We start from the raw sequence: 15,294 nt of genomic DNA on the forward strand, positions 1-15,294 counted from the left end.
CCCCAACCGCTGGCAAACGGGACGGAGGGCGATATGCTATGCCTAAAATCGATGCAGGGCGGCGTCGCGCCGACAAGACGTCGCGGCCAGCCATGGAGACGAAATGACCAATCAGAAAACGCTCGCCAGCCTCGCCGTTCTTGTCCAGTCCGGCAAGCTCGATCCCGTCAAACTCGCCGCAGAGACGTTTCATCGCATCGAAGCCTGTCCGGACCAGTCGATCTTCGTCGGTCTGACGCGCGAGCGTGCGCTCAGGGAAGCGCAAGCCGCGTCAAGCCGGCTCAAGGCGGGACGTTCGCTCGGTCTGCTCGACGGCCTGCCCGTCGCCTGGAAGGATCTGTTCGATCTTGCCGGCAGCGTGACGACTGCGGGCTCGGTCGTCTTCAAGGACGATCTGCCCGCGACGGCCGACGCGCCCGTCGTCGGCGCGCTCGCCGCCGCCGGCATGGTCAGCGTCGGCCGCACGAACATGAGCGAGTTTGCCTTTTCCGGCCTCGGCATCAATCCGCACTATGGAACCCCACGAAATCCGGCATCGCCGGATGTCCACCGGATTCCCGGCGGCTCGTCCTCCGGCTCGGCCGTGGCCGTCGCGGCCGGCCTGGTGCCGGTTGCGATCGGTACCGATACCGGCGGTTCGGTACGCATCCCCGCGGCAATGACCGGTATCGTCGGCTACAAGGCGACGCGTGGCCGCTATGCGACGAAGGGCGTGTTTCCGCTTGCCGAAAGCCTCGATTCGCTTGGCCCCCTCTGCCATACGGTACAGGATGCAGTGTGGGCGGATGCCGCCATGCACGGCCTGACGGCACCGGTTATCCGCCGCGCCGAACTCGCCGATCTCTCGATCGTCATTCCCGAAACGATCGTGTTCGACGACGCCGAGCCGGAAGTGGTCGCGGCCTTCGAGGCGGCGATCAGGCGGCTCGAGGCGGCGGGCGTCAAAGTGAGACGCGCGCACTTCCCGAGCTTTGCCGCCGTGTTCGATCTGGCGGCGCGCCATGGCGCGCTGGTGACGGCGGAAGCCTATGCGCTCCACCGCGAACGCCTGGCCGGTCCCGAGGCGGCGCGCATCGATCCGCGCGTCGTGACCCGCACCCGGCTCGGCGAAAAGATTACGCTCAGCGACTACATCGCCATTCTCGATGCACGTGACCGATTGATTCATGAGACGGTGGAGAGCCTCGGGCCCGGCGAACTGATCGCGCATCCGACATTGCCGCATGTCGCGCCGCCGATCGCACCGCTTCTTTCCGACGACGAACTCTTCTTCAAGACCAATGCCAAGACCTTGCGGAACACGCTGATCGGCAATTTCCTCGACTTCTGCGGCGTCTCCATTCCCTGCGGCACGGGTGCCGCCGGTATGCCGGTCGGCTTGCTGCTCTCCGCACCCCACCACCAGGACGATCGGCTGCTTGGCGCGGCCCTTGCCGCCGAGGCGATCATCCGGGGTGAAGCATGATCATCTGCTTCGATATCGGCGGGTCCGCGATCAAAGGCGCGATCACCCATTCGCCGGAGCGGATATTTCCCCTGCCGCGGCGAACCACGCCGCTTGATGATTTTCGTCGGTTCGTCGCAACGCTCGAGTCGGTGCTCGACGAAGCGGGCGGCCTGCCGGAAAGGGTCGCGATCTCGATCACAGGCGTCATCGATCCGGAAACGCGCCGGATCAAATGCGCCAATATTCCTTGTATCGACGGGCGGGAGCTTGCCGCCGAGCTCGAGGCCGCCTTGCACCTGCCCGTGGTGGTCGCCAACGACGCCGATTGCTTCGCGCTAGCGGAAGCCGGTATCGGCGCGGGACGCGGCCACCGGATCGTCTTCGGGGCGATCCTCGGCACAGGGGTCGGCGGCGGACTGGTGGTCGACGGGAAGTTGATCAACGCCGATGGCGGCTTTGCCGGGGAATGGGGGCATGCTCCCGCCGTCGCGTCGGAGGCGGGACACCCTCCCATCACCATACCGATCTTCGACTGCGGTTGCGGACTGCGCGGCTGCGTCGACACCGTGGGCGGCGCGCGCGGGCTCGAGAGACTGCATACGACAGTGCACGGAAAATCTCTCTCCAGCCACGAGATCATCGACGCCTGGCAGAACGGCGACGAAGAGGCGGCGCGGACGATCGATATTTTCGTCGATCTCATAAGTTCGCCACTGGCGCTCGTCATCAACATAACCGGTGCGACGATCGTCCCGGTCGGCGGCGGCCTCTCCAACTCCGAAGCCCTGCTTGCCGAAATCGACCGCGCCGTGCGCGGCCGCATCCTGCGGCGCTTCGACCGGCCGCTGGTCGTGCGCGGGGAATGCCGGCTCGAGCCGGGCCTGATCGGCGCTGCCCTGCTCGGATTCGGAGGGAAAGGCGCATGAGCGGCATCCTGCTCGAGGTTTGCGTCGACGACGCGGACGGCCTGATGGCGGCGGTCGAGGGCGGTGCCGATCGCATCGAGCTGTGCTCTGCCCTTGCGCTTGGCGGTTTGACGCCAAGCCCGGGGTTGATGGCGCTCGCCGGCCCGCCACCGGTGCCGGTCTATGCGATGGTCCGACCACGCGCCGGTGACTTCATCTATGGACCTGCCGATCTCGATGCGATGCGCCGGGACATCGATGCGGTCCGCGCCACCGGGCTTGCCGGCGTCGTCCTCGGCGGGTCACTCGCGGATGGGCGGCTCGATAGGCAAATGCTCGGCAAGCTTACCGGCCACGCGGCGGGATTGGGGCTGACCCTGCACCGGGCCTTCGATCTGGTGCCCGATTTCGCCGAGGCAATCGAGATCGCGGTCGATCTCGGCTTCGAGCGCATCCTGACCTCCGGAGGTGCGAAAACAGCACCGGAAGCCGTCGACACACTGGTGCGGCTTATCGAGTTGGCAGCAGGCAGGATTTCCGTGATGCCTGGCTCCGGCGTTACCATCGACACGATCGACGTGCTGCTCTCCAGACTTGCCGTCACGGAAGTGCATTCGTCCTGCTCCGTTCGTGAGTCGGCTCAGGATCCGCGGCTGGTGGCGATGGGCTTCGTTTCCGGAGGCCGACGCCGGACGGATGCGGCGACGATCAAGGCAATGAAGGCGCGACTGGACGCTGTGTGGACGCCAGGTGGTTAAGCCGAAAAGGCCTGTTCGCCGCCGATCCAGGCCGACTTCATCGCAAGCTCCGGCGTCAGCAGCACGAAATCGGCGTCCGTCCCGGGCAGCAGCCGGCCCTTGTGAGAGGCAATGCCCATGACATCGGCCGGGTAGGCGGATGCCATGCGGATCGCTTCCTCGATCGGCAGGGCGAGTTTCTCGTGTACGAAACGGACCGAGGACAGCATGTCGATGTCGGCTCCGGCGAGCGTTCCGTCGGCGAGCGTCAGGCGCCCGCCCTGGCGGAGGATTTCGCGACCATTGAGATGGAAGCTGGTCATGTCGGTACCGATAGGCGACATCGCGTCCGTCACCAGGAAAATCTGTCCCGGTCCTTTCTTGCCCCGCAATGCGATGCCCATCGACGCCGGATCGACATGGAAGCCATCGGCGATCATGCCGGCATGCAGCGCGCCCGTTGCGAGCGCCGCGCCGACGACGCCCGGTTCGCGGTGGCCGAGGCCGCTCATCGCGTTGAAGAGGTGCGTGACAGTCCGCGCGCCCGCCCTGGCATAGCTGCAGGCGGTTTCGTAACCGACATCGGTATGGCCGAGGCTGACGACGGCACCGGCATCACAAAGCGCGCGCACCTGCTCCCGCGTGGCGTTTTCCGGAGCGACCGTCACCATCAGACAGCCCAAAGCGCGTGCGCAGGCGGCCATCTCTGCCAGATCGGCATCCTCCATCGGGCGGATCAGCGAAGGGTCATGGGCTCCCTTGCGGGCGATCGAAAGATGCGGGCCTTCAAGATGCAGGCCGAGAAAGCCGGCGACGCTCGCCCTTCTTGCCTCTAGTCCGGCCTTGATGGCGGCGCTTCGCACTTCGCGCGTGTCCGTGATCAGGGTCGGCAGAAGCGCCGTGGTGCCGAATTTCGCATGCGCGGCGCAAATTTGCCGAATGCCATCGAGGGTCGGCTGCTCGTTGAACAGCGCGCCGCCACCGCCATTGACCTGCAGGTCGATGAATCCCGGAACGAGCAACAGGCCGTGCGCGTCGACCATGTCTGCATCGGCGGGCGCTGCGGCGGCCGGAACGATCGCCTTCACGCGGCCCGCCTCTACGACGAGAACCGCGCCGTCATGCCAGTCGATGCCGTCGAAGATCCGCGCTCCGGTGATTTTCTTCTTCGCAGTCATCGTGTCTCCGTTACCTTCTTGAGACTTGCGGGCGCATCCGGATTAAGGCCGCGCGAGCGCGACCAGGCTTCGACGAAGCCATAGAACGGCAGAATCAGCGCCAGCGCATCGGTAATCGGATGCCCCGTCTCGACGAAGGGCAGCCGTTTCGCCTTCTGAGCCCGTGCCGAAGTGACATGCACGACCGCACCCTTGGCACTCATGCTGTCGGCGCTCTCGACCACAGAGGCTTCGGCCGCATCACGAGCGGCAAGCGCCAGCACCGGAAATTTGGCGCCGACAAGCGCAACCGGACCATGCAAGACTTCTGCCGAGGAATAGGCCTCGGCATGCATGCCCGACGTTTCCTTGAATTTCAGCGCCGCTTCGCTCGCAATCGCTAGCGCCGGACCACGGCCCAGCACATAAAGCGATTCGGCCTCGCCGAGATCGGCGGCGAAATCCTGCCAATCGAGCTTCACAGCCTTGGCGAACTGGTTCGGCAAATCTGCAACGGCGCGCTTGAGCGCCGCGTCGCCGGTCCATTCGCCAAGCACGGCAAGGCCCGCGACGATGGAGTTAACATAGGATTTTGTCGCGGCGACGGCGAGTTCGGGACCGGCAAGAATGTCGAGCGGATGGGTGCAGGCCTCGGCGATCGGCGAAGGCACCGTGTTCGTGAGTGCGATCGACACCGCGCCGGCGCGTGTTGCCGACTGCGCCATCGCCACGATGTCCGGGCTCTTGCCGGACTGCGAGATCGCGATCGCAGCCGCACCACCGAGCTTCAGATTGGCGCCGTAGATCGAAGCGAGCGACGGCCCGAGCGAAGCGACCGGGCGACCGGCCGTGAGCTCGATCGCATATTTCAGGAACAGCGCCGCATGATCCGACGAACCGCGCGCGATTGTCACGAGGAATGCCGGATCCCTTGCCTTGAGCGCCGCGCCTGCCGCGCTCAAGGCCTTGGCAGAGCGGTCCAGCAACCGCGCGGTCGCTTCCGGGATCTCGTCGATTTCTCGCCGCATGTTGGTTTGCATCATCCATTCCTTTCCTCGCGTCGCGGTCAAGACTCCGAAAGGGTCAGTTCCGCGACAAAATCATAGGCGTCGCCCCGATAGAGCGAACGGGTGAATTCAACGACACGCCCCGAGGCGAGATAAGAGACTCGCTCGATGGAAAGGCCGGCGGCGCCGACGGCGACGCCCAGCATCGACGCGTCGGGATCCTTGATATTGCAGGCGGAGATGCGCTGCACCGCTCGTACCGGCCGGGCACGGGTCTCGTCGAGCGCGGCATAGAGCGACGAGGTGACGGCCAGCGGATCCGGCAGGAATTCCGCCGAGACGCTCGCGCGCTCGATCGCCAGCGGCATGTCGTCGGCGATGCGAAGGCGGCCGAGACGCGTAACCAGCGCATCGGCCGGAAGACCGAGGGTCATCATTTCGTCGGGCGACGGGTGGAACAGCCCGCGCTCCAGCCATTCCGCCCGCGTATTGAGGCCGCGCCGTGCCATGTCCTCGGTAAAGGAGGTGAGCCTCGACAGCGACTGCTCGACGCGGGAGACAGGCCTGACGACGAAGGTACCGGAGCCATGGCGGCGTACAAGCAGCCCATCGCGGACAAGGTCATCGACCGCCTTGCGCACGGTCACCCGGCTGATATTGGCATAGTCTGCGAGATCCCTCTCTGGCGGCAGCGCATCTCCATGGTTGAGCTTGCCGGAGAGGATCGCCTCCTCGAGCGACTGCCTGAGCTTCAGATAGAGTGGACCTGCCCCGCCCGATTGCAGGCCTTCCAACGGCAGAATGGCGGCGAGTTGCTGGGTCATGCGCCAACCTCCTTGGAACCGAAACGCGCAGCGGCCAGCGCCACTGCTCCGGTCAAGGCATCCGCCTCCGCTTCGACAAAGTGCTTCTGGTGGCGCTCGGCAAGCCACCGACGATAAAGCGGTGCCAAGCCGCCAAGCAGGCAGAGCCGCTCGCTTCCTCTCGATACAACCACGTCGAGCGCCTCGTCGACCGTGGTCGCGGCGGCCTTCAGCAAGCGCAGAGCCACGGCATCGCCGCGTTCCGCGTGTTCGAAGACACGCGGGGCGTAGCGTCCGAATTCGCCGGGCTTGGCAAGTCGCGCAAAGTCGACCACATCCCTCGGATCGTTGTTGAATTCCGCCATAACGGAATCGGTTACCGGCGAGCCCTCGTGAATGCCGTCGAAGGCGAGCAGGCTTTCCTGCAGCAGCGCATGACCGATGCGCGCACCGCTGCCATGATCGCCGATCGTGAAGCCCCAGCCGCCGACATAGCTCACGGCCTCGCCATTGCGCGCGATGTAGATGGTGCCGGTTCCGAGAATGGCGACTGCGCCGTCCTTGCCGCCGAGCGCGCCCTGGAGCGCGATCAGTCCATCGGACTCGATTTCCGCCACCGCAAAGGGGAGGCGCCGCTTCACATAATGCACAGCATCGCCGACATTGTGGCCCGCGACGCCGACGATTGCGCTTGCATTTGCGATCCCGGCCGGATCAAGGCCGGCATCTTCAAAGGCAGCCCGCGAGGCCCCTGCTATATTCGCGAGCGCTGTCTCCGGATCGGTCAGAATGTTTGCGGCACCAGACTTTCCGCGACCGAGAATTCGGCCGTCCGGCGCGGCCACGGCTGCGCGGCAGCTCGTTCCGCCACCATCGATTCCGATCAGATAAAACGTCATGGGCACCTCCGCATCGACAAGATACCAAAAAAAGACCAATAACCAAGCAAGATTTCTTCAAGCAGCTAACATTTGAAATAAACCGTTGTTTTTCCGCGAATTTTTTCAGCATTCGCTGGTCCAAGCCACAAAAATTAAAATTCTCCTAGACAATTGGTATTTTTTTGGCATTAATTCACGAAGAGGAGACAAAGCGCATGCCGTCAGCGAAGACCGAACAGCGCCACGACAACGCCAAGGGCCTGGATGTGATGCATCCGGCGCTGGCACTTCGCCTGCTCGCCTCCGGTCAGCAGGCGGCGGCGAAATCGGTCGATGCATCGATCGAGCAGATCTCGGCCGCAGCAGCGCTTGCGGCGCAAGTCCTTTCCGCCGGCGGGCGGCTCGCCTATGCGGGTGCGGGAAGTTCGGGTCTGATGGCCATGGCGGACGCGCTCGAACTGCCGGGAACCTACGGCATTCCGCAGGAACAGATCATCATTCTTCTCGCTGGCGGCGCGGCAAGTCTCGCCGATCTCGCTGGCGGCTATGAAGACGACATGGACCTTGCGCGTGCGGATGTGCGCAATTCCGGAGTTACTGCCGGTGACTGCCTCATTTCCGTCTCCGCCAGCGGCTCCACGCCTTATGCGCTCGCTGCCGCCGACGAGGCGAAGAAGCGCGGCGCAAAAGTCATCGCGATTGCCAACAATGCCGCCGCGCCGCTCTTCAAGGGCGCCGACGTCTCGATCCTCTTACAAACGCCGCCGGAAGTCGTATCCGGCTCGACACGTATGGGCGCCGGTACGGCGCAGAAGATCGCCTTCAACATGTTTTCTACGCTGGTCGGCATTCATCTCGGCCATGTGCTCGACGGGCACATGGTCAACCTGCGGGCAGACAATATCAAGCTGCAAGGGCGTGCGATGCGCATCGTCTGCGACATCACCGGCATCAGCGCCGCCGAGGCAGGCCGGCTGATCAAGGCGGCGTCGGGTTCGGTCAAGGTCGCGATCCTGCTCGCTTCCGGGGCCGAGGATGTCGCCGCCGCCGAAGCCGCGCTCAAAAGCGCCAATCAGAACTTGCGGCGGGCGATCGAAATCGTCTCGCATCGATAAAACTGGGATCCAAACCGCGCCTTGGCGGCGCCTATAAAAAGGGAGAACATGCATGACCCGCACAACAATGAAAGGCTTGCTGCTCGCCTCGAGCATCCTCGGCTCGGCCGGGCTTGCCCAGGCCCAGGACGTGACGCTGACGATCGAGAGCTGGCGCAACGATGACCTGGCGATCTGGCAGGAGAAGCTCATCCCCGCCTTCGAGGCAAAGAATCCTGGCATCAAGGTCGTCTTCTCGCCCTCCGCTCCGACCGAATATAACGCAGCCTTGAACGCCAAGCTCGACGCCGGATCCGCCGGCGACCTCATCACCTGCCGCCCGTTCGACACTTCGCTCGAACTCTTCAACAAGAAGCACCTCGCCGACCTGACCAGCTTGCCGGGCATGGAGAACTTCTCCGACGTGGCGAAGTCTGCCTGGTCGACCGACGATGGCAAGGCAACCTTCTGCGTGCCCATGGCTTCGGTCATCCACGGCTTCATCTACAACAAGGACGCCTTCGACCAACTCGGCCTTTCGGTTCCGACGACCGAGGAAGAGTTCTTTGCCGTTCTGGAGAAGATCAAAGCCGACGGCAACTATATCCCGATGGCGATGGGCACCAAGGACCTCTGGGAAGCCGCGACCATGGGCTACCAGAACATCGGCCCGACCTACTGGAAGGGTGAGGAAGGCCGCCTGGCGCTGATCAAGGGCGAGCAGAAGCTGACTGACGAGCCCTGGGTCGAGCCCTACCGCGTTCTCGCCAAGTGGAAGGACTATCTGGGTGACGGCTTCGAGGCCCAGACCTACCCGGACAGCCAGAACCTCTTCACGCTCGGCCGCGCGGCGATCTATCCGGCCGGTTCGTGGGAAATCTCCGGCTTCAACACCCAGGCGCAATTCAAGATGGGCGCTTTCCCGCCGCCGGTGAAGAAGGCCGGAGACACCTGCTACATCTCCGACCATACCGATATCGGCATCGGCCTGAACGCCAAGAGCCCGAACGCCGAAGCTGGCAAGACCTTCCTCACCTGGGTCGCTTCGCCGGAATTCGCGGAAATCTACGCAAATGCGCTGCCGGGCTTCTTCAGCCTGAACTCGACGCCGGTGAAGATGACCGATCCGCTCGCCCAGGAATTCGTCTCCTGGCGCGAAAAGTGCAAGCCGACGATCCGTTCGACCTATCAGATCCTGGCGCGCGGTACGCCGAACCTCGAGAACGAGACCTGGGTCGAATCGGCCAATGTCATCAACGGCACCGACACGCCCGAAGTGGCCGCCAAGAAGCTTCAGGACGGCCTCGACAGCTGGTTCAAGCCCGTCAAATAATCATGGAAAGGGCGCGCGATCCCCGCGCGGTAGCGCGCCCTTTCTCCTCGCACGAAATTTCCCTCGTGCGCTGTGAAGGACGCCGTATTTGTGTTTGGATGTCCGGTGCGAAGCCGGATGTGAAGGGACCAGGGAGCCCGGCTTAGCTGGCATTTTCCCATGTCATGGTGGTGCTTCGCCTGCGCCACACCTTCATGCTCGGCCCAGCTGGGCTCGCGCCACGCTCCATTGGAGAGGCGCAAGGGGCGAACCGATCATGACCGGGACATCCCGCGTTCGGGCAAGATCGCCGAACGTGAAGGGATAGCCTGAATCAAGGGACCGGGACGTCCTGGCGCGTCATGCGGGCGCGCTGCATTTCGGACGAAATCGGAGCTGTGCCAATAGCGGCCAGCCAGTTGAGAGCGGGCCAGAGGCCGATGAACGCAAGCGACACTAAAACGACGAACATCAGCGAGATCAAGCGTCCCCGGCGCTGGCATATCCTCGTGTTCCTGCTGCCGGCCCTGATCGTCTACACCGCGGTGATGATCCTGCCGCTGATCGAGACGCTGCGGCAATCGTTCTTCAACACGGTCGAAGGCCAGTACACCTTCGTGGGCTTAGGCAATTTCAAGGTGCTCTTCGGCGACCCACGCTGGGCGGCGGATTTCTGGAACGCGCTCAAGAACAATTTCGTCTTCTTCCTGATCCACATGGCCGTGCAGAACCCGATCGGCATTGCGCTCGCCGCCATGCTGTCGATCCCGAAGCTGCGCTTCAGCGCCTTCTATCGCACGGCCATCTTCCTGCCGACGCTCTTATCCTTCGTCATCGTCGGCTTCATCTGGAAGCTCATTCTTTCGCCGATCTGGGGTGTGGCCCCTTCCCTGCTGGATGTCGTCGGCCTGAAGTGGCTGTTCGCGCCATGGCTCGGCAAGCCCGATTCCGCTCTGATCGCGGTCTCTCTGATCTCCGTCTGGCAATATATCGGCATCCCGATGATGCTGATCTACGCCGCGCTGCTCAACATTCCCGACGAGGTCATCGAGGCTGCGGAATGCGACGGCGTCACGGGCTGGAGCCAGTTCTGGAAGATCAAGCTGCCCTTGATCCTGCCGGCGATCGGCATCGTCTCGATCCTGACCTTCGTCGGCAATTTCAACGCCTTCGACCTGATCTACACGGTGCAGGGCGCGCTTGCCGGCCCGGACAAGTCGACGGACATTCTCGGCACCCTGCTCTACCGCACCTTCTTCGGTTTCCAGCTCCAGCTCGGCGACCGATCGATGGGCGCGACCATCGCGGCGATCATGTTCCTGATCATTCTCGCCGGCGTCTCGCTCTACCTCTTCGTCATCCAGCGCCGCATGCGCCGCTACCAGTTCTAAGGGAGGATCCGAAATGTCGAAAGCACGCGCCTCCCTTGGCCGGACTGCCGGCGTTCACATCGCGCTTATCGCCTACACGCTCGTCGCGCTGTTTCCGGTATTTTTGACGATCGTCAACTCGTTCAAGAGCCGCAACGCGATTTTCCGCGAGCCCTTGGCGATCCCGACACCCGAAACCTTCAGCCTGATCGGCTACGAGACGGTTTTGAAACAGGGTGACTTCGTCGGCTATTTCCAGAACAGCACCATCGTCACGGTCGTCTCGATCGCGCTCGTCCTGCTCTTCGGCGCCATGGCCGCCTTCGCACTGTCCGAATACCGCTTTCGAGGCAATGCCATGATGGGACTCTATCTGGCGCTCGGCATCATGATCCCGATCCGCCTCGGCACCGTCGCCATCCTGCAGGGCATGGTCGCAACCGGCCTTGTCAACACGCTGACGGCACTCATTCTCGTCTACACGGCGCAGGGCCTGCCGCTTGCCGTCTTCATCCTTTCCGAATTCATGCGCACCGTATCGGATGACCTCAAGAATGCCGGACGCATCGACGGGCTTTCGGAATACGCGATCTTCTTCCGGCTGGTGCTGCCGCTGGTTCGCCCGGCCATGGCGACGGTCGCCGTCTTCACCATGATCCCGATCTGGAACGATCTCTGGTTCCCGCTGATCCTCGCACCGGCGGAGACGACGAAAACGGTGACGCTCGGCTCGCAGATCTTCATCGGGCAGTTCGTGACCAACTGGAACGCGGTCTTGTCCGCGCTGTCTCTGGCGATCTTCCCGGTCCTCGTCCTCTACGTCATCTTCTCGCGGCAACTGATCCGCGGCATCACGGCAGGAGCAGTCAAGTGAGTTCAACCGTCAACCCGGTCCGCGTTCTTTGCGCAGGCCTCGGCAACATGGGGCGCAGCCACGCGCTCGCCTATCACCAAAACCCCGGCTTCGAGATCGCCGGTCTGGTCAATCGATCGAAGGTCGCATTGCCCGACGCGCTTGCGGGCTACGAGATCCTGCCGTCCTTCTCGGAGGCGCTCGCCGAGCTCAAGCCGGAGCTCTGCTCGATCAACACCTATTCCGACAGTCATGCGGACTATGCCGTGATGGCGATGGAAGCGGGCGCGCATGTCTTTGTCGAAAAGCCGCTCGCCACGACTGTAGCCGATGCGGAGCGTGTCGTCGCCTGCGCCCGGGCCAACGGCCGCAAGCTGGTGGTCGGCTACATCCTGCGCCACCATCCCTCCTGGATGCGGCTGATCGCCGAAGCGCGGAAACTGGGTGGCCCTTATGTCTTCCGGATGAACTTGAACCAGCAATCCAGCGGTCCGACCTGGGCGACGCACAAGTCGCTGATGCAGACGACGCCGCCGATCGTCGACTGCGGCGTGCATTATGTCGACGTGATGTGCCAGATCACCGACGCCAGGCCGGTCGAGGTCCGTGGCATGGGCCTGCGCCTCTCCGACGAGGTGGCGCCGGACATGTACAATTACGGGCATCTGCAGGTGATCTTCGACGACAAGTCGGTCGGCTGGTACGAGGCCGGTTGGGGCCCGATGATCTCGGAGACCGCCTTCTTCGTGAAGGACGTGATCTCGCCGAACGGATCGGTGTCGATCGTCATGGACCAGGACGCGAAGTCAGACGACATCGACGTGCACACCAAGACCGCAGTCATTCGCCTCCACAGCGCAACGACCGGCCCGGACGGCCGCTTCCTTAAGTCCGACGAGGACCTTACGATGGAAGGGGAGCCGGGGCACCAGGAACTCTGCGACCGCGAGCAGGCCTTCGTGCTCAAGGCCATCAGCGAGAACATCAATCTCGACCGCCACATGGACGATGCCGTGCAATCGCTCAAGATCTGCCTGGCTGCGGACGAAAGCGTGCGCACCGGCATGCCGGTCAAGCTTTAACCAAGAGGGGCAACACGTGGGATCACTGCAGCTCAAATCCATCCGCAAGGCCTTCGGCAGCCATGAGGTGCTGAAAGGCATCGACCTCGAGGTGAAGGATGGCGAGTTCGTCATTTTCGTCGGCCCCTCGGGCTGCGGAAAATCGACGCTGTTGCGCACCATCGCCGGACTCGAGGACGCCACCTCGGGCAGCGTGCAGATCGACGGCGAGGAGGTTGGCCACGTCGCTCCGGCCAAGCGCGGCATTGCCATGGTCTTCCAGTCCTACGCGCTCTATCCGCACCTGACGGTCAAGGACAACATGGGCCTTGGCTTGAAGCAGGCAGGCGCGCCGAAGAAGGAGATCGACGAGAAGGTTTCAAAGGCGGCCGGCATGCTGTCGCTGGAGCCTTATCTCGCACGCCGTCCGGCAGAGCTTTCGGGCGGCCAGCGGCAGCGCGTGGCGATCGGCCGCGCGATCGTTCGCGAGCCAAAACTGTTCCTCTTCGACGAGCCGCTGTCGAACCTCGATGCGGCGCTCCGCGTCAACACGCGGTTGGAGATCGCCCGGCTACACCGCAGCCTCAAGGCGACGATGATCTATGTCACCCATGACCAGGTCGAGGCAATGACGCTCGCCGACAAGATCGTCGTTCTGAACGCCGGCCAGGTCGAGCAGGTCGGTTCGCCGATGGAACTCTATAACCGACCGGCCAACGTCTTCGTCGCCGGCTTCATCGGCTCGCCGCAGATGAATTTCATCGAGGGCGAGCGGCTCGGCGACGCGCAAGCCAAGACGATCGGAATCCGTCCCGAGCATATCGGGCTTTCTCGCGAGAGCGGCGAGTGGAAGGGCAAGGTCATCCACGTCGAACATCTCGGCGCCGACACGATCGTCTATCTCGATACGGAAAACGTCGGCACGATCACGGTGCGGCTGTTCGGTGAACACCGGTATGCCGAGGACAATATCGTCTATGCGACGCCGGTCATCGGCAGCATGCACCGCTTCGGCACGGACGCTCGCGTGATCAATTCCGGGCAGTGAGGCCCGGATGTCGATGTGACTGCCCCTCACCCTAGCCCTCTTCCCGCACGCGGGGAGAGGGGACTGGAACGGCGCGGCAAGCCCTTTCTCCCCGCCCGCGGGGAGAAGGTCGCGGCAGCGGGATGAGGGGCGGAAATCCGCTCTCGGAACTCTTCGACGAAGGATCGCGCCTGCGTGATCGCCAGCAGCTGCATGGCCGAAACGCCTGCAGCTGTTGGCTTTTTTCTTCTTCAGGTGTGATTTCCAAATCGGTGTTGCACTGCGGGAGAAATTAACATACATTTGTGTCTGTATATTAGCTCCCCGGTATGTTCCCACGCCGATACCGGATCCGCTTCATCTCACTTTCGGACCGCGCAACACTGCAAAGTGCCGGCTGCGGGCGGTCCTTGATTATGGACATTGCGATGCGACGCATGAAACGACCGCCACTGGCCGCGGCTCTGGCAACTGTGATTTTTCTTGCCGGCTGCCAGAAGAACGAAGAACAGCAAGCCGCCCCGGCGTTCCCACCGGCGGCTGTGGCCGTCTACACGACAGTGGCTGAAGCCCTGCCGATCACCAACGAACTGCCGGGCCGCATTACTGCGACGCGCATCGCCGAGGTTCGGCCGCGGATTTCCGGCATAGTCGTCGAACGCGTGTTCGAGCAGGGCACGATCGTCAAGGAAGGCGACGTGCTCTACCGGATCGACCCGGCCCCCTTCCAGGTGAAGGTCGACAGTGCCGAAGCGACGCTGAAGCGGGCACAGGCCGTCGCCGACCAGGCCAAGCGGACCGCCGATCGGCAGTCGCGGCTGAAGGAAGCACAGTTCGCGGCGGTGCAGCAATTCGACGACGCGATCGCGGCGCTCGCCCAGGCCGAGGCCGATGTCGGCATTGCCGAGGCGGGTCTCGCCGAGGCGAAACTCAACCTGCAATATGCGAACGTTACCGCGCCGATCAGCGGCCGCATCGGTCGGGCGCTGATCACCGAAGGCGCTCTTGTCAGTGCGACGGACACGCAGAACCTCGCGACGATCCAGCAACTCGACCCGATCTACGCCGACTTCACCCAGTCCGCGACCGACCTCATCCGCCTGCGCAAGGCGCTCAAGGACGGCCAGATGATGAGTTCCGACAACGAAGCCGAAGTCCAGCTCATCCTCGATGACGGAACGCCTTATGCGCTGAAGGGCAAGTTGCTCTTCTCCGAAGCTGCCGTGGACGCGACCACCGGCCAAGTGACGCTGCGCGGCGAGTTCCCCAATCCGAACAACGATCTGCTGCCGGGCATGTATGTGCGCGTGCAGATCCAGCAGGGCTTGGAGAAGGATGCGATCACCGTTCCACAGCAGGCTGTCCAGCGCAACAATGCCGGCCAGTCCCAGGTCTACATCGTAAGCGCCGACAACAAGGTCGAATTCCGCAACATCACGCTTGGACGCACCGTCGGCGACCGCTGGCAAGTGACTTCCGGCCTCAAAGCCGGTGAAAAGGTAATCGTCGAGGGCTTCCAGAAGGTTGGCCCGGGCGCGCCCGTGCAGCCGTCCAACTGGGACCCGAACGCAAAGCCTGCGACCGAACAGGCCAGCGCTCCGGAAGCCGCCGGCGAAAAGCCCGCCACCGAAGCGAAGTGA

General features: G+C 63.5%; 14 protein-coding genes. 10 read left to right on the plus strand and 4 right to left on the minus strand.

Annotation, left to right across the window (positions count from 1 at the left end; all coding sequences use genetic code 11):
- Window positions 1-103 precede the first annotated feature (103 nt).
- From ILFOPFJJ_RS15290 to ILFOPFJJ_RS15300, 3 genes are read left to right on the plus strand one after another with little or no spacing between them, the layout of a single operon-like run.
- Entirely contained in the window at window positions 104-1,465 is a 1,362-nt protein-coding gene (locus tag ILFOPFJJ_RS15290; protein WP_173511355.1) for an amidase, read from the plus strand.
- Entirely contained in the window at window positions 1,462-2,373 is a 912-nt protein-coding gene (locus ILFOPFJJ_RS15295; protein WP_173511356.1) for an ROK family protein, read from the plus strand. The genes ILFOPFJJ_RS15290 and ILFOPFJJ_RS15295 overlap by 4 nt, the downstream gene beginning before the upstream one ends.
- Entirely contained in the window at window positions 2,370-3,110 is a 741-nt protein-coding gene (locus ILFOPFJJ_RS15300; RefSeq protein WP_173511357.1) for a copper homeostasis protein CutC, read from the plus strand. Before ILFOPFJJ_RS15295 ends, ILFOPFJJ_RS15300 begins: the two co-directional genes overlap by 4 nt.
- Here ILFOPFJJ_RS15300 and nagA read toward each other — a convergent pair.
- From nagA to ILFOPFJJ_RS15320, 4 genes are read right to left on the minus strand one after another with little or no spacing between them, the layout of a single operon-like run.
- Entirely contained in the window at window positions 3,107-4,267 is a 1,161-nt protein-coding gene (gene nagA / locus ILFOPFJJ_RS15305) for an N-acetylglucosamine-6-phosphate deacetylase (RefSeq protein ID WP_173511358.1), read from the minus strand. The genes ILFOPFJJ_RS15300 and nagA overlap by 4 nt on opposite strands.
- Window positions 4,264-5,286 (minus strand): SIS domain-containing protein, encoded by a 1,023-nt coding sequence (locus ILFOPFJJ_RS15310; RefSeq protein ID WP_173511536.1) that lies wholly within the window; start codon window positions 5,284-5,286, stop codon window positions 4,264-4,266. The genes nagA and ILFOPFJJ_RS15310 overlap by 4 nt, the downstream gene beginning before the upstream one ends.
- Before the next feature lie 26 nt (window positions 5,287-5,312).
- Window positions 5,313-6,077: a GntR family transcriptional regulator gene (locus ILFOPFJJ_RS15315; protein ID WP_173511359.1), complete on the minus strand. Its 765-nt coding sequence runs from the start codon at window positions 6,075-6,077 to the stop codon at window positions 5,313-5,315.
- On the minus strand, window positions 6,074-6,955 hold the full coding sequence (locus ILFOPFJJ_RS15320; protein WP_173511360.1) for a glucosamine kinase nucleotide-binding domain-containing protein: 882 nt from the start codon (window positions 6,953-6,955) through the stop codon (window positions 6,074-6,076). Before ILFOPFJJ_RS15320 ends, ILFOPFJJ_RS15315 begins: the two co-directional genes overlap by 4 nt.
- Before the next feature lie 197 nt (window positions 6,956-7,152).
- On the opposite strand from ILFOPFJJ_RS15320, the gene ILFOPFJJ_RS15325 reads away from it, so the two are divergent.
- The 7 genes from ILFOPFJJ_RS15325 (at window position 7,153) to ILFOPFJJ_RS15355 (ending at window position 15,294) form a co-directional block, all read left to right on the plus strand.
- The gene (locus ILFOPFJJ_RS15325; protein WP_173511361.1) at window positions 7,153-8,052 is read left to right on the plus strand and encodes an N-acetylmuramic acid 6-phosphate etherase; all 900 of its coding nucleotides are present in this window, start codon (window positions 7,153-7,155) and stop codon (window positions 8,050-8,052) included.
- 52 nt (window positions 8,053-8,104) lie between these two features.
- Entirely contained in the window at window positions 8,105-9,364 is a 1,260-nt protein-coding gene (locus ILFOPFJJ_RS15330) for an ABC transporter substrate-binding protein (RefSeq protein WP_173511362.1), read from the plus strand.
- Between the two features lie 419 nt (window positions 9,365-9,783).
- Complete coding sequence (locus tag ILFOPFJJ_RS15335) at window positions 9,784-10,734, plus strand: carbohydrate ABC transporter permease (protein ID WP_173511363.1); 951 nt, start codon at window positions 9,784-9,786, stop codon at window positions 10,732-10,734.
- 13 nt (window positions 10,735-10,747) lie between these two features.
- Window positions 10,748-11,587: a carbohydrate ABC transporter permease gene (locus tag ILFOPFJJ_RS15340; RefSeq protein ID WP_173511364.1), complete on the plus strand. Its 840-nt coding sequence runs from the start codon at window positions 10,748-10,750 to the stop codon at window positions 11,585-11,587.
- Complete coding sequence (locus ILFOPFJJ_RS15345; RefSeq protein WP_173511365.1) at window positions 11,584-12,648, plus strand: Gfo/Idh/MocA family protein; 1,065 nt, start codon at window positions 11,584-11,586, stop codon at window positions 12,646-12,648. Before ILFOPFJJ_RS15340 ends, ILFOPFJJ_RS15345 begins: the two co-directional genes overlap by 4 nt.
- Before the next feature lie 16 nt (window positions 12,649-12,664).
- Window positions 12,665-13,675: an ABC transporter ATP-binding protein gene (locus ILFOPFJJ_RS15350; RefSeq protein ID WP_173511366.1), complete on the plus strand. Its 1,011-nt coding sequence runs from the start codon at window positions 12,665-12,667 to the stop codon at window positions 13,673-13,675.
- Between the two features lie 416 nt (window positions 13,676-14,091).
- The gene (locus ILFOPFJJ_RS15355; protein ID WP_246299617.1) at window positions 14,092-15,294 is read left to right on the plus strand and encodes an efflux RND transporter periplasmic adaptor subunit; all 1,203 of its coding nucleotides are present in this window, start codon (window positions 14,092-14,094) and stop codon (window positions 15,292-15,294) included.

Origin of the sequence: Sinorhizobium psoraleae (assembly GCF_013283645.1) — a bacterium.
Taxonomy (GTDB): Bacteria; Pseudomonadota; Alphaproteobacteria; order Rhizobiales; family Rhizobiaceae; genus Sinorhizobium; species Sinorhizobium psoraleae.